General features: G+C 40.1%; 17 protein-coding genes. 11 read left to right on the top strand and 6 right to left on the bottom strand.

Annotated features, from left to right (window positions below; genetic code table 11):
• Nucleotides 1–24: 24 nt before the first annotated feature.
• From aroE to hemF, 3 genes are all read right to left on the bottom strand, one after another.
• On the bottom strand, nt 25–813 hold the full coding sequence (gene aroE / locus BEN71_RS16820; RefSeq protein WP_068975204.1) for a shikimate dehydrogenase: 789 nt from the start codon (nt 811–813) through the stop codon (nt 25–27).
• Nucleotides 814–946: 133 nt separating this feature from the next.
• On the bottom strand, nt 947–1,153 hold the full coding sequence (locus BEN71_RS16815) for a hypothetical protein (protein ID WP_068975205.1): 207 nt from the start codon (nt 1,151–1,153) through the stop codon (nt 947–949).
• 264 nt (nt 1,154–1,417) lie between these two features.
• Entirely contained in the window at nt 1,418–2,356 is a 939-nt protein-coding gene (gene hemF / locus BEN71_RS16810) for an oxygen-dependent coproporphyrinogen oxidase (protein ID WP_068975206.1), read from the bottom strand.
• A 181-nt stretch (nt 2,357–2,537) separates the two neighbouring features.
• Between hemF and hemN the strand changes: the two genes are divergently transcribed.
• Nucleotides 2,538–3,902: an oxygen-independent coproporphyrinogen III oxidase gene (gene hemN / locus BEN71_RS16805; protein WP_068975207.1), complete on the top strand. Its 1,365-nt coding sequence runs from the start codon at nt 2,538–2,540 to the stop codon at nt 3,900–3,902.
• A 291-nt stretch (nt 3,903–4,193) separates the two neighbouring features.
• Here hemN and ribA read toward each other — a convergent pair whose 3' ends face one another.
• The gene (ribA, locus tag BEN71_RS16800; protein WP_068975208.1) at nt 4,194–4,796 is read right to left on the bottom strand and encodes a GTP cyclohydrolase II; all 603 of its coding nucleotides are present in this window, start codon (nt 4,794–4,796) and stop codon (nt 4,194–4,196) included.
• Between the two features lie 317 nt (nt 4,797–5,113).
• Here ribA and dxs point away from each other — a divergent pair, with 317 nt between their 5' ends.
• The 8 genes from dxs to BEN71_RS16760 all read left to right on the top strand — a co-directional run bounded on the left by dxs (nt 5,114) and on the right by BEN71_RS16760 (nt 14,094).
• Nucleotides 5,114–7,018, top strand: coding sequence for a 1-deoxy-D-xylulose-5-phosphate synthase (gene dxs / locus BEN71_RS16795; protein ID WP_068975209.1), 1,905 nt, complete (start codon nt 5,114–5,116; stop codon nt 7,016–7,018).
• A gap of 154 nt (nt 7,019–7,172) precedes the next feature.
• On the top strand, nt 7,173–8,003 hold the full coding sequence (locus BEN71_RS16790) for an inositol monophosphatase family protein (protein ID WP_065994065.1): 831 nt from the start codon (nt 7,173–7,175) through the stop codon (nt 8,001–8,003).
• A gap of 601 nt (nt 8,004–8,604) precedes the next feature.
• A complete protein-coding gene (locus BEN71_RS16785; protein ID WP_068975210.1) occupies nt 8,605–10,437 on the top strand; it encodes a DEAD/DEAH box helicase in 1,833 nt (610 codons plus the stop codon).
• A 422-nt stretch (nt 10,438–10,859) separates the two neighbouring features.
• The gene (locus BEN71_RS16780; protein WP_068975211.1) at nt 10,860–11,678 is read left to right on the top strand and encodes an ABC transporter ATP-binding protein; all 819 of its coding nucleotides are present in this window, start codon (nt 10,860–10,862) and stop codon (nt 11,676–11,678) included.
• Complete coding sequence (gene mlaE, locus BEN71_RS16775; protein ID WP_068975212.1) at nt 11,675–12,454, top strand: lipid asymmetry maintenance ABC transporter permease subunit MlaE; 780 nt, start codon at nt 11,675–11,677, stop codon at nt 12,452–12,454. The genes BEN71_RS16780 and mlaE overlap by 4 nt, the downstream gene beginning before the upstream one ends.
• Nucleotides 12,454–13,134 carry an outer membrane lipid asymmetry maintenance protein MlaD gene (gene mlaD / locus BEN71_RS16770; protein WP_068975213.1) on the top strand — a complete coding sequence of 227 codons (681 nt, stop codon included), beginning with the start codon at nt 12,454–12,456 and terminating at the stop codon, nt 13,132–13,134. Before mlaE ends, mlaD begins: the two co-directional genes overlap by 1 nt.
• Before the next feature lie 21 nt (nt 13,135–13,155).
• Nucleotides 13,156–13,779, top strand: a complete 624-nt coding sequence (locus BEN71_RS16765; RefSeq protein ID WP_068975214.1) for an MlaC/ttg2D family ABC transporter substrate-binding protein — start codon at nt 13,156–13,158, stop codon at nt 13,777–13,779.
• A 27-nt stretch (nt 13,780–13,806) separates the two neighbouring features.
• Complete coding sequence (locus tag BEN71_RS16760) at nt 13,807–14,094, top strand: toluene tolerance protein (RefSeq protein ID WP_068975215.1); 288 nt, start codon at nt 13,807–13,809, stop codon at nt 14,092–14,094.
• A 112-nt stretch (nt 14,095–14,206) separates the two neighbouring features.
• On the opposite strand, the gene BEN71_RS16755 is transcribed toward BEN71_RS16760, so the two are convergent.
• Nucleotides 14,207–15,220: a magnesium and cobalt transport protein CorA gene (locus BEN71_RS16755; RefSeq protein WP_068975216.1), complete on the bottom strand. Its 1,014-nt coding sequence runs from the start codon at nt 15,218–15,220 to the stop codon at nt 14,207–14,209.
• Between the two features lie 158 nt (nt 15,221–15,378).
• Here BEN71_RS16755 and BEN71_RS16750 point away from each other — a divergent pair, with 158 nt between their 5' ends.
• Together BEN71_RS16750 and BEN71_RS16745 are read left to right on the top strand one after the other, a co-directional pair.
• A complete protein-coding gene (locus tag BEN71_RS16750) occupies nt 15,379–15,975 on the top strand; it encodes an LOG family protein (protein WP_068975217.1) in 597 nt (198 codons plus the stop codon).
• Between the two features lie 92 nt (nt 15,976–16,067).
• Entirely contained in the window at nt 16,068–16,460 is a 393-nt protein-coding gene (locus BEN71_RS16745; RefSeq protein ID WP_068975218.1) for an NUDIX hydrolase, read from the top strand.
• Here BEN71_RS16745 and BEN71_RS16740 read toward each other — a convergent pair.
• Nucleotides 16,457–17,140: a ComF family protein gene (locus BEN71_RS16740; RefSeq protein ID WP_068975219.1), complete on the bottom strand. Its 684-nt coding sequence runs from the start codon at nt 17,138–17,140 to the stop codon at nt 16,457–16,459. The genes BEN71_RS16745 and BEN71_RS16740 overlap by 4 nt on opposite strands.
• Nucleotides 17,141–17,259 lie beyond the last annotated feature (119 nt).

Here is a 17,259-nt window from a genome sequence, read left to right as displayed (position 1 = left end):
GGTTCTTTTTTATTCATTCAAAACTTATAAAAAGTCTTTTAAATTCGGACGGACACCATTCCAAATTGCAAAAGCTTCAATCGCTTGACCGACCAGCATGCCAAAACCTTCTGACGTCGGTACACCACGTGCTTTGGCTTGATCTAAAAAGCTAGATGGTTTGCCATAAGCCATTTCATAAGCATGATCAAAGCTTAAGTTTTCAGGAAGAATCAACACATCACCACTCAAACTTGCAGATGTCGCATTGATTACAATATCAAATTGACCATCTAACGTATCTAAACCAATTGCAGAAAGTTCTGCTTCAGGTACGGCATCTTTTAAATCAGCAATCAATTGTTCTGCACGTGCAAGGGTACGATTGGCAATAACAATCTTTTTCGCACCTGCCTTGACCAGCGGATAAATCACGCCACGGGTCGCACCACCAGCGCCAATAATCAGAATTTGGCTATTTTTAATATTCCAATCGAGGGCTTTGATCGCATCGACTAAACCTTGACCATCGGTATTGTCTCCATGCAAAACGCCATTTTCCATCCATAAAGTATTCACTGCTTTGGCAATTTTGGCACGTTCGGTGAGTTGTCCGCAGAGTGCAAAAGCTTGCTCTTTAAACGGAACAGTGACATTCATACCGACACCATTTTGCGTAAAAAAATCATTTACACTGACTTCAAAACCGTCCAAAGGTGCAAGGCGTTTTGAATAATGCAAATCAATACCTGTTTTTTGTGCAAATGCATGGTGTAATTCAGGTGAACGAGAGTGTTCGATTGGGTTGCCAATGACTGCGAATTGTTTACTCATGTCAAATGTCCAAGTATTGAGTTGTCAATTTTAAATGTGGCAACAATATACGACAAAAAAGATTTGGACTAAAGCATAGCGCTAGAATGATTATTTTAATTATTATGGGTTTAATTATTGTCGGTATTGATAGTTAAGGGTTACAAATCCTAAAGATCATATTAATAAACATATATGAGATGTTGATGCAAAGTCCAATGATTGCTACTGCCATTAAGCCAAAACCAAAATGATCATTGAATGCACTTTCAGAAAAGATCGTGGTGCTAATTGCTGAACATAAGGCAATCAGTAATGTCCCAAACATAATCATGGTGGGATTTGTTTTTTTATAGAGCATGAATAACTTCCTTGATGTTGTGAATGACATAGGATCAATAGTGGAATTAAAATCTCTAATGCTCATTACTGCAATTAGTTTACGTGAATTCATTTGGAAAGGGATAGTTAATTTAAATTTAAATGTCACAAGCTATGTACATTGACTTATCGATTTTTTATTAGATATTGTGAATAAACTTTAAGTTGAATATTGAGTAAAGTCTAAGCGTGAAAGCCCTAAATAGAGTTTAGGGCTTAAATTTATGTGATTATTCTGTCATTTTTACAAAATCTTTAACCAATCTTTAGGTTTGAGATAATAGTCCGTTAAGCGTTTCTCAGCACTATTTTCATCCCATTCAGGACGATATGACCATCCTGCAAGTGGTGGCATACTCACAAGAATAGACTCAATACGTCCGCCTGTTTGTAAGCCGAATAAAGTGCCACGGTCATAGACCAAATTGTATTCGACATAACGCCCACGACGGTAGAGTTGGAAGTCACGTTGCGCTTCGGTATAAGGTTTATTTTGATTGCGTTGGAAAATTGGAAGGATAGCTTCTAAGTAGCCATTCCCTACGGCTTGAATATATTCGAAGCATTTTTCAAAATCCCATTGATTTAAATCATCAAAGAATAATCCACCAATACCACGTTGCTCATCACGATGCTTTAAATAGAAATAATCATCGCACCATTGTTTGTGTTTGGCATAAACATCTTCGCCAAAGGGTGCACAAAGATCATATGCTGTCTGATGCCATGACAATACATCTTCATCATTGGGATAAAATGGGGTGAGGTCAAAACCACCACCAAACCACCAAATGGGTTCTTGTCCTTCTTTCTCTGCAACGAATAAACGGACATTGGCATGTGAGGTGGGTACATTTGGGTTATTCGGGTGAATGACCAATGAAACGCCCATGGCTTGGGCTTTTGCACCTGCAATTTGTGGGTGACGCTCTGTAGCAGAAGCAGGCAGCTTGGAAATATTGATGTGTGAGAACATCACACCACCTTTTTCAATCACTGTGCCATTTTGTAAAACTCGTGAGCGACCACCGCCACCTTCAGGACGTTGCCAATCATCAATTTCAAATGTCGCTGTGCCACCACCAAATTTTTCTTGTTGTTCTAAGGCTGAACAGATCCGTGTTTGTAAGTCAGTGAGATAGTCGCGGACACGTTGTATATCATTTGAAGTCGGATTCTGCATGACATCCTCAAAAGGGAAAATGAAAGGGCTAGGTACATCAAAACATAAAATGGTTTAAAAGGAAAATATCTGAGGATTCAAGTGCAATTCCGACTTTTCTACTAGGTTGAAATCTATGTGCAAGCTCCGCACAATGCGCATGAAGCTTCGTAATTTCTTGAATGGTTAATTGAGCGTGAATATGAGTTGTTCTCTGATTCAAAAATACAATGTTGCAGGTCCACGTTATACCAGTTATCCCACTGTGCCGTATTGGGATGAAACAACATTTTCACTTGAGGCATGGAAGCTAACGCTTAAGCGCTCATTTGATGAATCAAATGTAACAGAAGGTATTAGCTTATATATTCATCTGCCATTTTGTGAAAGCTTATGTACTTTTTGTGGTTGCCATAAAAAAGTTACTAAACGCCATGAAGTAGAACAGCCGTATATTCAAGCCGTTTTAAAAGAATGGGAATTGTATTGTCAATTATTGGGCGATAAACCCAATATTAAAGAAATTCATTTGGGTGGTGGAACGCCAACTTTCTTTTCAGTTGAACATTTACAACAATTGATTCAAGGGATTCTAGCCAAGGCGACAATTGCAGAAGGGCATGAGTTTAGCTTTGAAGGGCATCCGAATAATACGACAAAAGAGCATTTACAAGCCTTGTATGATCTCGGTTTTCGCCGTGTTAGTTATGGGGTTCAGGATTATAATGAAAATGTGCAAAAGGCCATTCACCGTATTCAACCTTATGAAAATGTTGAGCGGGTAACACAATGGGCACGTGAAATTGGTTATGAATCTATTTCGCATGATTTGGTTTTTGGTTTGCCATTTCAAAATTTAGAAGATGTTTTAAATACCATTGATCTTACTAATGGTTTAACCCCTGATCGCTTGGCTTTTTATAGTTATGCGCATGTGCCTTGGATTAAGGGCAATGGTCAGCGTGGTTTTAAAGATCATGATGTGCCAAAAGATGATGTTAAACGCACTTTATATGAAGAAGGTAAAAAGAAGCTTTTAGCGCATGGCTATCATGAAATTGGTATGGATCATTTTGCTTTGGCAAATGATGGTATGTATCAGTCTTTCCAAGCGGGAACTTTGCATCGTAATTTTATGGGCTATACCTCATCTAAAACGCAAGTGATGATTGGTTTGGGCGTATCTTCGATCAGTGACAGTTGGTACAGCTTTGCCCAGAATGAAAAGAATATTGATGTGTATTATGAATGTCTTGAACGCAATGAAATTCCTGTGGTGAAAGGGCATGTGTTGAGTATTGAGGATTTAAAAATCCGTCAGCACATTTTGAATCTGATGTGTACGTTTGAAACCTCTTGGGCGGATTCGACTATGGATTTTCCTGAGCGTGAGCAGGTGATTGTTCAGCTTGCAGAAATGCAACATGATGGTTTGTTGCAGATTGAACAGGATCGGATTGTGATTACTGAGCAGGGTAAGCCTTTTGTACGAAATATTTGTATGGCGTTTGATTTGCTTTTGAAGCGTCGTAAGCCTGAAACGCAAATTTTCTCGATGACGATTTGATTTATTAGCTGAAGCTGGTTATCCAAATAAAACTTAATAAATTTAAAAGTGCTTAAATTGTTGTATAAAAATATTATTTATAAGTTTGCATAGCCCCAGTTATCTTGCAAAATTTAAGCTAATTTGTGTAGGCGATGCCTCACTTTTGAAGGATCAAAAGTGACAAAAATCCTCTGTTGGGTCAGAGGTTCGTCCTGAACCCCGACCCAACGGCGACATCCATGTCGCCAATCGCGATAGTAATAATTTCTTGAGAATTTTTATTGGGTATTTGGTCAATCAAAAAAATATTTAAAAATCATCTTTCTCATACATATGTGACATACGATCATGTTTGGTTTTTAAATAATCTTCATTAAATTTATTTAAACCTACAGTCAAGCCGACACGTTTAACCACATCAATGCCTAAATCAGTCAATGCCTTTAACTTTAAAGGATTATTGGTAATTAACTTCACTTGTTTAACCTGTAAATGATCGAGCATGATGCTACACATATCATACGTGCGTGCATCAGCAGGCAAATTCAATAACAGATTCGCATCCACCGTATCGTGTCCTTGATCTTGCAATGCATAAGCACGGATTTTATTGGTCAAACCAATACCACGACCTTCCTGACGCAAATATAAAATTACACCTTGACCTGCATCATTCATCATTTTCATGGTGTTGTGCAGCTGTGGACCACAATCACATTTTAAAGAACCAAAGGCATCGCCAGTTAAACATTCTGAATGAATACGAACAAGAACAGGCTCAGTGGGCGCAGTGTCCAAACCTTTAGAAAGCGCAACATGCTCTTCGCCAGTTTTAGGATCTTGAAATACAGAAATTTTAAAATCACCATAAGCAGTTGGTAATTTAGAAGTGGCAACAAACGCTATTGGCACAGAATATTCCATTTTTGTTGAGCAATTGGTTAAAGTATAACGCAATGCTTGGACTTTAGTAGAATCGTGTATTGTGATTTTATTGTGAAGTCAGGGATAAAAAATTTCTTTTTTGTGCAAAGCAAGCAATAATAGTTGATATATAGATAGATTATTCAGGATAATTGACGCTACGAACACGCTTGCGAATTTGGAAACCATCCAATGACGCATCATTATAAATGTGGCTGATCGAATGTGATATGATTCAGTCTCACGATCATGCTAACCCGTGTACCTAGCTTAGATTTGCCAGGCTTTAGAAGGCTTTGCCACATATGTTGTATACCGAAATACCTAGTCAACGTCCTGTAACGCCTTTGTTGGATGCGATTGATCATCCTCAACAATTACGTCAACTTGAGCAAAGCCAATTGCCACAGGTCGCAGACGAATTGCGTCAATTTATTTTGTATGCTGCCGGACAAAGTGGTGGGCATTTTGGCGCTAATCTTGGCGTTATCGAACTCACTGTTGCATTGCATTATTGTTTTAATACGCCAGAAGACCGTTTGGTGTGGGATGTCGGTCATCAGGCTTATCCACACAAAGCTTTAACAGGTCGCCGTGAACAGCTTCGTACGATTCGTGCTAAAAATGGTTTGGCGGCTTTTCCTGCACGTGAAGAATCTGTATTTGATACCTTTGGTGTGGGGCATTCATCGACTGCAATTTCAGCAGGCTTGGGCATGGCTTTAGCCAGTCGTTATCAAAAATCTCTACGTGAAGTGGTTGCCATCGTTGGTGATGGGGCGATGACCGCAGGTATGGCATTTGAAGCGATGAATGATGCGGTTGCTCACAATGCGGACATGATGGTCGTACTGAATGACAATGATATGTCAATTTCGCAAAGCACAGGTGGCTTTGCCAAGCATCTAGCTTCAATTTGGGAGCAAGGGCAGTTCGTCAATATTGATGCGCAAGGTCAAGCTTTTGTACAAGATTGTCCTGAATGGGATTACACCTCTCGTTTGCATGAATCTGCAACTGATGCTGCCGATAATCTATTTAAAGCGATTGGTTTTGACTATTTTGGTCCATTTGATGGACATGATGTCGAGCAATTGGCACAAGTATTCAATGCCTTAAAAAAACGTAAAGGTCCACGCCTGATTCACATTTATACGGTGAAAGGTAAAGGTTTTGGGCCTGCGGAAGCAGATCAAATTAAATATCATGCGATTAGCAAATTAAACGCAACATCTTCAAAAAATCCAGCACCAAAGTATTCTGACGTGTTTGGGCAATGGCTGTGTGATGAAGCTGCGCAGGATGAGAAACTTTTAGCGATTACCCCTGCGATGTGTGAAGGCTCGGGAATGGTTAAGTTTGCACAACAATTTCCTGAGCGTTATTTCGATGTGGCGATTGCAGAACAGCATGCGGTAACACTTGCCGCAGGCATGGCGTGTGAAGGTTTAAAACCTGTCGTTGCGATCTATTCGACTTTCTTACAACGTGGTTATGATCAACTGATTCATGATGTTGCTTTGCAAAATCTTGATGTGACTTTTGCAATTGATCGTGCGGGCTTGGTCGGTGAAGATGGTCCAACCCATGCAGGTGCATACGATTATGCATTTATGCGCACTGTACCGAATATGGTGATCATGGCACCAAAAGACGAAAATGAATGTCGTCAAATGTTGCACACTGCTTATTTACATCAAGGTCCAACGGCGGTGCGTTATCCACGTGGTAATGGCTTAGGCGTTGAAATTCAACAGCAACTCACAGCACTCGAAATGGGTAAAGCTGAAATCGTTGCTGAATTTAATCTTGAGCATGATGAATGTATTAGTATTCTTGCTTTTGGTAGTCGTGTCAGTGTTGCTGTAGAAGCTGCAAAACAACTTGCGAGTAAACTTGATCTTGCTGTACGTGTGGTCAATATGCGTTTTGTGAAGCCATTGGATGAGCAAATCATTCGCGATTTGGCAGACAAAACCAGTTTATTCGTGACAGTAGAAGAACATGCCGTGATGGCGGGTGCGGGCAGTGCTGTTAATGAATTTATGGCACAAGCGCAAATTCTCAAGCCAATATTAAATCTTGGTTTGCCTGATGAATTTTTGCCACAAGCCAGTCATGCTGAAATGTTGCAAGATTGTGGTTTGGATGCAAAAGGCATTCAAAATTCAATTGAACACGCTTGGACAAAGTTGGTTCAGCATATTTAAATCTATCTGCTAAACTGATGTAAATATTCATGAAAAATGAGTCACACTAAAATTTAGCAACAAATTTCCCCTAAAAGCCTCGATATTTGCTAAAATGTCGGGGCTTTTATGCATTATTCTTTATCAGTATCTTCAAATTTGTAGTGGGTGTTCAATGGAACCTATGGTGGTGATGGCTGCGCGTGCGGCTCAATTAGTTGGTCAAGAGCTTTTAAAAGCGCATCAAAATCGTCATAAACTCGATCTACAAGTCGAAGAAAAAGGTATTGATGGTCCTGTAACACGTGTAGATCGCTACATTGAACAGTTAACTATTGATACGCTTCGTAAAAGTTATAAAAATCACAGCTTCCTTGGTGAAGAGTTTGGTCTGCAAGAAGGTAAAGGTCACGACGCTGATTGGTGTTGGGTGATTGATCCTTTAGATGGTACTTTAAACTTCATTAACGGTTTCCCTCATTTCTGCGTATCTATCGCTGTTCAACACAAAGGCATTACTCAACACGGTGTTATTTATGACCCTGTGAAAGATGAGTTGTTCTCTGCGAGCCGTGGTCGTGGTGCAATGTTGAATCAACGCCGTATCCGTGTAAATGTTAAAGACAGTCTTGAAAATACTTTCATGGGTGTTGGTCATGCATTCCGTAAAATCCGTAATGGTGAAGTGGTTTCTTATGCGAAAAACCATTTTGATTCATTATTGAATGTCACAGAAGCGGGTGCACAATATCGCCGTGCAGGTTCTGCAGCATTGGACTTGGCTTATGTTGCTGCGGGTCGTTTAGATGGTTATTTTGAACTTGGTTTGAAACCTTGGGATATCGCAGCAGGCGAGTTGATCGTGAAAGAAGCGGGCGGTACTGTCGTTGATGCACGTGGTGGTTCAGATTCTATGGAAAATGGTCAAGTGATCGCATGTTCTATGAAAATGTTAAAACCATTGATGCAACAAGTTGTTCCTGCTTGGGGTGAAGCTGCGAAATAATTTTTAATTATTTGTGTAGATTGAGTTTTGAAAAGCCTTCATGTGAATGAGGGCTTTTTTATGCGGATGATTTTTATATTTTCGGTTATATATCTTTAAGTTTTTTGTTTTGAAATGTATTGGATGTCCCTTCTTCTGAGAGGAGAGGGAGAAGGGCTTTATGAAAATCTCGTTTATTCCTTTGTCTTGTATAGTTTATTAAAACAATCCTAATCCACAATTCAGTACTTTAGGCTCCATAAGATAATCAGCTTTAATCAAGCGAATGATCACTCACAGGAAAAAACAATAAAACTTCGTGACATTATTTTAAATTCTGCTATACTCCGCGCACGCACTAAATTTCGTTCATTACCTGAACATTCCTTCTATATTGTGTATGCGCGTCCGGTCCCAAGAGAGGACATTATATCGCGCCCCACCCAATCGCTAAAGCGATTCCTTCAGGTTGCGGCTGTAATCAAATGTGCGTTATACGCATCGTCGTTCTCGGATCGCCGCTGATTCTATATTTTCAGCGATTATTGCTGTGCCGCTTTTTGCCGATGTCCATCAGACCATATATATTTAATGGAGCACCCACATTCGGGTGAATATCTCTATGAGCAAAACTTTTGCTGATTTTTCTTTAGACGAGTCTTTACAGAAAGCACTTGAATCTCTTGGCTTTACTACGCCTACTCCTGTTCAAGAACAATCTATCCCTGCGGCTTTAGAAGGTAAAGACCTTTTAGTATCAAGCCAAACTGGTTCAGGGAAAACTGCTGCATTCTTACTTCCTACGTTAAACGCTTTAGCTGGTCAAGAAACTTTTGTACCGTTTAAAGAACGTATGAAAGCAGTTACACAACCAAATATCTTGGTAATTTCACCTACACGTGAACTTGCACAACAAGTGTGTCAAGACGCGATTGCATTTGTACGTCACATGAAAGGTGTACGTGTTGCTGCAATCATGGGTGGTATGCCTTTCGGTAAACAAATCCAACAATTAAAAGGCGCGCAAGTCGTTGTTGCGACTCCTGGTCGTTTACTTGACCTTGTAAACCGTCGTCAAATCAAACTTGATAAAGTTGATGCTTTAATTGTCGATGAAGCTGACCGTATGCTTGACCTAGGTTTCTCTGAAGACTTAGAAGCTATCAGCGATTTAGCGTTAAACCGTAAACAAACATTGATGTTCTCTGCAACATTTGCACCACGTATCATTAACCTTGCTGAACGCATGATGAATGATCCAGAACGTATTGCAATTGAAACAGGTCACTCTACCAATACTGACATCACCCAAACTTTACATTGGACTGATGGCTTTGAGCATAAGAAAAAATTGCTTACCCATTGGTTAAATGAAGAAGATGTTGATCAAGCAGTTGTATTCGCTTCAACTCAAGAAGACACAGATATGCTTGCAGAAGAACTTTCTGAAGCAGGTCTTTCAGTTGTAGCACTTCACGGTGCAATGCCACAAACTGTACGTAACCGTCGTTTACGCAGTATCCGTGAAGGTCGTGCAAAAATCCTAGTTGCTACAGATGTGGCGGCTCGTGGTCTTGACGTACCAACAATTTCTCACGTGATCAACTTCGGTCTTCCAATGAAGAATGAAGATTATGTACACCGTATTGGTCGTACAGGTCGTGCGGGTCGTACTGGTAAAGCAATCACTTTAGCAACTTACCGTGAACGCGGTAAAATCCGTGCTTTAGAAGATTACTTAGAAGCGCGTTTAAGTGTTTCTGAAATCGAAGGTTTAGAGCCATCTCCACCTCCTGCACGCGGTAGCCGTGATGGTCGTGGTCGTAACGGTGGCGGTCGTCGTGATGGCGGTCGTGGCGGTTTCGGTGGTGGTCGTCGTTTTGAAGGTGAATCAAACTTCAAACGTCGTGAAGGCGGTGATGATCGTCCACGTCGTAGCTTCGATGATAAACCACGTGGTGATCGCCCATCTTATGGCGATGATCGTCCAAAACGTACGTTTGGTGAAGATCGTCCACGTCGCGAATTTAATAATGACCGTCCACGTCGTGAAGGTGGTTTTGAAGATCGTCCACGCCGTGAGTTCAACAATGATCGCCCACGCCGTGAAGGTGGTTTCGAAGATCGTCCACGTCGTGAGTTCAACAATGATCGCCCACGTCGTGAAGGTGGTTTTAATGATAAGCCGCGTTTTAACTCAAATGATGACAACCGTGGTAACAGCGTAGACTATAAACCACGTCGCGAAGGTAACTTCAACGATCGTCCGAAACGTTCATTCGGTGGTGAAGATCGTCCACGTCGCGAGTTTAATTCAGACCGCCCACGTCGCGAATTTAACAATGACCGTCCACGTCGTGAATTTAGCGAAGATCGTCCAAAACGTACTTTTGGTGATGATCGTCCAAAACGTGAGTTTGGTTCAGATCGTCCACGTCGTAAATTTAACGACTAATCGGATAAAATTTAAAAAAACCAGCCTTAGGGCTGGTTTTTTATTGCAACATAGAAAATATTTGCTAGAATAATTGTGAATTGGTTCAATTTTTTTTAAATAATCGTTAAATGTGGTTTATAGCATGTTGAATTTGGCAAGCACTAACAATATTTTTGGAATCGTGATGCTATATATTTTTTCTACTTTATTGGTATCGAATCTTTGCTATCTTATTTATAGCCTTATTTTAGCTTGAGAGATTTTTTGATTTCCTATCTAACTTATTTTTTATAATCTAAATAAAAAGAAAAACACGCTAAATGACCTAAAAATAGATCAGAATACGTAGATTTGATCCCTCCCATTATCTTTTAATTACAAAATAATAGCCATTTCAGAGTATAGTATGTGTGCTGATAAATGCAGGAAAATGTTCGGCTATGAATAAGCAAAGTTATGCCGAAGCTGAAGCTTTAATAGAAGTCAAAAATCTAAGCTTTAACCGAGGTGAACGCGTTATCTACGATAATGTCAGTTTACAGATTCGTCGTGGACAAATTACCGCAATCATGGGGCCATCGGGTACGGGTAAAACCACTTTACTGCGCTTGATTGGCGGTCAATTGACGCCAGATTCGGGTGAAGTGCTCCTTGATGGAAAGAATATTGCGTCAATGTCACGTGGTGAGCTTTTTGCCGCGCGTGCGCGTATGGGTATGTTATTTCAAAGTGGTGCATTATTTACAGACATGACAGTCTATGAAAATGTAGCTTTCCCAATTCGAGCGCATACTAAACTGCCAGAAAATTTAATTGCAGAATTAGTGGCGCTGAAGTTGGAATCAGTAGGTTTACGTGGTGCTGAAAAACTGATGCCTGCTGAACTTTCAGGTGGGATGAATCGTCGCGTGGCTTTGGCCCGTGCGATTGCACTTGATCCAGATTTGATCATGTATGACGAACCTTTTGCAGGGCAAGACCCGATTGTGATGGGGGTTTTAACGCGGTTGATTCGTTCATTACGTGAAGCCCTAGATTTAACGACGATTATTGTGTCGCATGATGTTGATGAAACATTATCAATTGCTGATTATATTTATGTCGTTGCAGAAGGCAAAGTACAAGGTGAGGGCACACCAGAAGAATTAAAACAACATGCTTCTCCGTTTGTACAACAGTTTTTAACGGGTTCAATTGAAGGGCCTGTAGATTATCAATTTAGTCATCAAGCCTATTTAAGTAATGAGGTCGGTTCATGAATGCAATTGCCTTATTAGGTCGACGCGTTCTAGAACGTGTAGAGGGTATTGGTGTTGCAACACTGATGTTGTTGCGCATTTTATTTTCAATGCCCACATGGTTAGGTGTAAAACTTTTTATTTATCAAATGTATCGAGTCGGCGTACTGTCGTTCTTGATCATTGCCGTATCGGGCTTGTTCATTGGTGCGGTACTCGGCTTGCAGATGTATAACATTCTCGTCACTTTAGGCAGCGAGGCAATGTTGGGTGCGGCGGTATCGTTAACCTTATTACGTGAGCTTGCTCCAGTTGTTGCGGGCTTACTATTTGCAGGTCGTGCAGGTTCTGCATTAACTGCAGAAATTGGCTTAATGAAAGCCACTGAGCAATTGTCTAGTATGGAAATGATCGGTGTGGATCCTTTAAAACGTGTGATTTCACCACGTTTATGGGCAGGCATTGTAAGTTTACCGATGTTGTCTGTGATCTTTGCTGCTATTGGTATCATGGGCGGTAAAATGGTCGGTGTCGATTTTCTCGGTGCAGATGAAGGGTCTTACTGGAGTGGTATTCTCAGTAGTACCCAATTTATGAAAGATGTATTCAACGGTACCATCATCAAAAGTTTGGTATTCGCTTTAATTTGTACTTGGATTGCGGTGTATCAAGGCTATGCCTGTGAGCCAACGTCTGAGGGTATTGCAACATCTACGACACGTACTGTTGTGTATTCGTCTTTATGTGTTTTAGGTTTTGATTTCGTGTTGACTGCGGTCATGTTCGGAGGTGTTTAATGAAATCACGTACAAGTGAGTTGGCCGTAGGTGTTTTTGTCATCATCTTCGGTATTGCGCTATTTTTCTTGGCTATGAAAGTCAGTGGTTTAGTTGGTACAAATTTAAAAGACAGTTATGAAATGTCCGCAACATTTGACAATGTCAATGGTTTGAAGCCTCGTGCCAAAGTGACCATGAGCGGTGTGAAGATTGGACAGGTTGACTCAATCACACTTGACCCTGTAACACGTCAAGCGACTGTGAATTTCTCATTGGATGGCTCGTTGACTTCTTTCAATGCGAAACAGCTTGAGAAAGTGAAAGAAAACCTTATCGGTGATTTGCGCTATAGCGCAGACTATCAAGCGGCAACACCTGAGAAACAAAAAGAAATGGAAAAGCAACTGTTAAGTAACATGAGCTCCATCACCAATATTGATGAAGATGCTTATATTATGGTTGCGACAAATGGTTTGTTGGGTGAGAAATACCTCAAAGTTGTACCAGGTGGTGGATTGACTTACATCAAACGTGGTGAAAGTGTTGCCAATACACAGGGTACTATGGATCTGGAAGATCTGATTAGCAAATTTATCACGGGTGGTGCAGGGAAATCATCGGATAAAGCAGATACATCTGAACAAGATCATTCTGCATCTACTGAAACAACTGATGCACAAACGTCATTCGTTGAATAAGCATTAGAGGAGTTATTTGAAATGAATATGCTTTTAAAACAAACTTTTACAGCTAGTATTTTGGCTACTATGGTTGCAACTGCTGCTCAAGCTGCGCCTGCTGAAGCTCCGCCAGCTTTTGTTAAACGTGTTGCTGATGGCTTAATTACGCGTTTGAAAGCAGATCATACAAAATTACAAAGCAATCCGGCATTAGTGAAATCCATTGTACGTCAAAACCTTGATCCTTATGTTGATGGTCAAGCATTCACTCGTATCGTAATGGGGACTTATGCAAACAGTAGTACACCTGCGCAACGTGCTCAGTTTGAACAAAACTTCCGTAATACTTTAATTGAAAATTATGGTAGTGCATTTGCGAAGTATTCAAACCAAAGCTATACCATGCGCCCTTATAAAGCGACTACGAGCAAATTTCCTGTCGTGACAATTGATTTTAATAACAAAGGTGAAAAAATCCCTGTGTCATTCCAATTGTCTGATGCGGGTAACCAGTGGAAAGTTCGTAATTTGAATGTGTCGGGTATCGATCTTGGTTTGCAATTCCGTAATCAGTTTGCTGCGAACGTAAAACGTAATGGCGGTAACCTTGATAAAGCGATTGCAACATTTGAGCCAGATGCAGATGCAGCTGTAAAAAAATAAGCCCATAATTGAGATAGGTGTACGCGAGTGATTGAGTTTAAAAATCAAGAACTATATGTCAGTGGTAAAATTGCTTACGAAAATGCTGAGAACTATTATTTGAGTGGTTTGAAGATAATTCAAAGTGAAAAGAGTTTTCCGCTTACAGTAAACTTATCTCAGCTTGAACATGGAAGCACTTTGGCATTGTCGGTATTTGTCCAATGGTTGAGACAGACTCCTAATTTGCAAGGCTTACAGTTTAAAGCAGTGCCTGAAAAAATGATGAAGATCATTCAAGCCTGTCATTTACAAGATGATTTAAATTTAATCTGACTGTAAAAATAAAAAAGCACTGAAAGGTGCTTTTTTATTGGATTTAAATTGATGTTTAATAAATAAGGTGCGTTTCTTGCGCTGTGCTTTGAAGCAATGCTTCAAAGCTTGCTCAAATCCATTTTTTCCATCTGAAGTAAATCAGTGGTCCAACGAAGAATGCAACTAGAATTGTAATGACGACATAAAAACTGGTCGTGCCATGTGCAAAAGGTAAAACCTCCGTGTTCATCCCATAAATACTGGCAATGAGCATCGGTGGCGCAAGCATACTTGGAAGTATGGAGAATCGACGAATCGTATCGTTCTGTTCAGTGTTAATGAATCCAGAAGTGGTATCGAGTAAGAATCGCACTTTTTGGAATAAGAATGCATCATGCTCAACCAGTGATCGTACGTCTTCACTGAGCTCTCGGATGTCCGCGTCATAGATGTGACTACCTAATGCACGTGGGCGCGATAAAAAGGTCAGTACACGGCGTAAATCGATCAAACACAGTTGTGCTTTACCGAGCATGTCTTCTTTCTGTGCTAAACGGGTAATCATGTCATCCAAATCTAAGATTTGTTCACGATGACGTACGTTGAGGACTTCAGTTGAGTAAGATTCTAAGTCTCTGTGGATATCTTCCAAGATATCCGCAAGCTCATCTAGCTTTGCTTCAAGTAAGCCTAATAGAATCCACGTAGGGTCTTTATAATCGATTTCATAATCATTGCGACGTGCGCGTGCACGGAATGCACGAAACGCAACGAGCTTTTCCCCACGTAGGGTAAACAGTCGATCTTTATGAAGAATGAACGCTACTGTTTGTACATTGGCAAGCATATTAGAGGTGTCTTCAGGATCACCTTCAACTTGGTAATTTTTATTTTTTGTTAAAAAATAGGTACTGATATGTAGAATACCGTCATCATCGCGGTAGAATCGAGCTGATGAAGAAATGTCTTCTAAGGATTTTAGCGTCGGTAAGTTTTGCTCATAGGCTTCTAAAACCCACTCTTGTTCTTCTGATGAAGGCGCAATAAGGTCAACCCACACCAATTCAGGGTGTAGATCAAATCCTCCATTAATGGTTGCATCTTCTAAGCTACCGCGCTCAGTGGCGTAAAAGGCTTCAAGCATAGTGTCTTTTCTCCCTTGCGCAGTGTAGTGTCAATTTGATGTGTGTATTTTAGACAAGGATTTTAGGAAAAACACTGATTACATCGCTCTTTTGTAAAAAAAATCTTGATCGCTTGTCTTTATTTGTAACATGGTTAAATTAAACTTAGGTTAAATTTATGAATTCTATTGCTATTTTTTGTGGTTCATCATTAGGTACTGATCAGATCTTTGCTGATATAGCGAAACTGACTGGTGAAACTATCGCCAAGCAAGGGAAAACATTGGTTTATGGTGGTGGTCGTTCAGGGCTAATGGGACTGGTTGCTGACAGTGCGTTGGCAAAAGGTGGTAAGGTCATCGGTGTTATTCCACAAAACTTGGTGGATGCTGAATTGGCCCATCCTCACCTCACTGAGCTGTATACAGTGAAAGATATGCATGAGCGTAAAACCAAAATGTCTGAGTTGGCAGATGGTTTTATCGCTTTGCCTGGTGGTCCTGGAACTTGGGAAGAGATTTTTGAACAATGGACTTGGGCGCAATTGGGCATTCACTTAAAGCCTTGCGCATTTTTAAATGTGAATGGTTTTTATGATGACCTATTTAAATTTATCCAGTTAAGTACAGATAAAGGATTCACCAAAAGTCGCTTTACCAACACTTTAATTCAATCTGATTCAATCGAGGTTATTTTAGAACAGTTAGAGCGTTTTGTAGCGCCTGAGCCTAAATGGGGTGCACAAGAGCGTGAAATTCTGGATAAATTGGCTTAATGATAGAATATAGGTAATGCTTAAACACAATATATTGAATATTTTATGAATTAATATCACAATATATTGTGTTTTAATTTTTTATACATCTTATGAATGTCATTACTGTTGCTGCTGCCATTATTCTCAATCAACACAATCAATTACTACTCGTACGTAAGAAGAATACGCAGTTCTTTATGCAAGTCGGTGGAAAGCTTGAGCCAAATGAAGCACCTGAGCAGACCATGATTCGTGAAATTGCGGAAGAGATTAGTGCACAGGCTGAAATTGAGCAATTTGTTGGGCGTTTTGAAACACGGGCTGCCAATGAAGCAGGACATCAGTTGATTAGTTATGTTTATCAGGTCAATCTCGATCAAGCACCGCAGATTGATGCTGAAATTGCAGAAATGAAGTGGATTGATTTGGATGATCAGCAGACTTTACTTGCACCATTAACCAAAGAAGTTGTGATTCCGTGGTGTAAGGCAAATCTAGCTTAATTATTTTCTTGTGCATCGATTTCTGATTCTTCAAGTTGAGATGATTGTTTAATTCCCCCTGCTGCAATACATGCGGTATAAATCTGCTGACAGCCGAGTTTTTCTAAAGCTTGGCTCAGTGCATGAATCGAACTTCCTGTTGTGACTACATCATCAATGATCAGTACTTTTTTATACTTACGTTTTTCTGTAGTTATGATCTGAAATTGGTTTTCAATATTTTCCAGTCGTTCAATCCGACTTAAGCCTTTTTGTGAATGTTGTGCATCACGAATCACGGGTTGCCATACAGGGATTTTCAGTTCTCTTGCCATGATTTTCGCAATGATTAACATTTGGTTATAACCCCGTTCTTTGAGTCGTTCCGTGGAAATAGGCATAGGGACAATGGCGTGAACTTTGGGAGTTCTTAAATTCAGTAAGCTGTGTGCGAGCAGATTCTGATATTGCAGTTGCTGTTCGTATTTGTAGGTTTGGATAATTCGATCAATCGGAAAATCGTAATGATGTGCGCAAAGGATGCTGTGTTCATGACGTTCAATGTGTTGTTTGTACCACGGCAATTGTTCCCAGCAATCGTTACAAAGTGAATGCTGTTGTTGGCGGTCGATGCCACAGAGTAGGCAAGGGGAGATGCTTTGTACGCTTTTGTGGAGTACTTGGTTGATGAATGAGAGCATTTTTTATTCTGATTTTTTATGATTTGACCATTCTAATAATAGCTATACTGAACTTATAAATCTATTCTTGAATTTGAGGTATATTGATTGATAATGAATTAGCACAGCCACATATTTCA

Origin of the sequence: Acinetobacter wuhouensis (assembly GCF_001696605.3) — a bacterium.
Lineage (GTDB): Bacteria > Pseudomonadota > Gammaproteobacteria > Pseudomonadales > Moraxellaceae > Acinetobacter > Acinetobacter wuhouensis.
The sequence above is the reverse complement of the archived record's forward strand: the minus strand, read 5'-3'. Positions and strand labels throughout refer to the sequence as shown.

Coding starts and splice junctions, on each gene's coding strand:
- aroE (WP_068975204.1), bottom strand. CDS start 813: ATGAGTAAACAATTCGCAGTCATTGGCAACCCAATCGAACACTCTCGT.
- BEN71_RS16815 (WP_068975205.1), bottom strand. CDS start 1,153: ATGCTCTATAAAAAAACAAATCCCACCATGATTATGTTTGGGACATTA.
- hemF (WP_068975206.1), bottom strand. CDS start 2,356: ATGCAGAATCCGACTTCAAATGATATACAACGTGTCCGCGACTATCTC.
- hemN (WP_068975207.1), top strand. CDS start 2,538: ATGAGTTGTTCTCTGATTCAAAAATACAATGTTGCAGGTCCACGTTAT.
- dxs (WP_068975209.1), top strand. CDS start 5,114: ATGTTGTATACCGAAATACCTAGTCAACGTCCTGTAACGCCTTTGTTG.
- BEN71_RS16790 (WP_065994065.1), top strand. CDS start 7,173: ATGGAACCTATGGTGGTGATGGCTGCGCGTGCGGCTCAATTAGTTGGT.
- BEN71_RS16785 (WP_068975210.1), top strand. CDS start 8,605: ATGAGCAAAACTTTTGCTGATTTTTCTTTAGACGAGTCTTTACAGAAA.
- BEN71_RS16780 (WP_068975211.1), top strand. CDS start 10,860: ATGAATAAGCAAAGTTATGCCGAAGCTGAAGCTTTAATAGAAGTCAAA.
- mlaE (WP_068975212.1), top strand. CDS start 11,675: ATGAATGCAATTGCCTTATTAGGTCGACGCGTTCTAGAACGTGTAGAG.
- mlaD (WP_068975213.1), top strand. CDS start 12,454: ATGAAATCACGTACAAGTGAGTTGGCCGTAGGTGTTTTTGTCATCATC.
- BEN71_RS16765 (WP_068975214.1), top strand. CDS start 13,156: ATGAATATGCTTTTAAAACAAACTTTTACAGCTAGTATTTTGGCTACT.
- BEN71_RS16755 (WP_068975216.1), bottom strand. CDS start 15,220: ATGCTTGAAGCCTTTTACGCCACTGAGCGCGGTAGCTTAGAAGATGCA.
- BEN71_RS16750 (WP_068975217.1), top strand. CDS start 15,379: ATGAATTCTATTGCTATTTTTTGTGGTTCATCATTAGGTACTGATCAG.
- BEN71_RS16745 (WP_068975218.1), top strand. CDS start 16,068: ATGAATGTCATTACTGTTGCTGCTGCCATTATTCTCAATCAACACAAT.
- BEN71_RS16740 (WP_068975219.1), bottom strand. CDS start 17,140: ATGCTCTCATTCATCAACCAAGTACTCCACAAAAGCGTACAAAGCATC.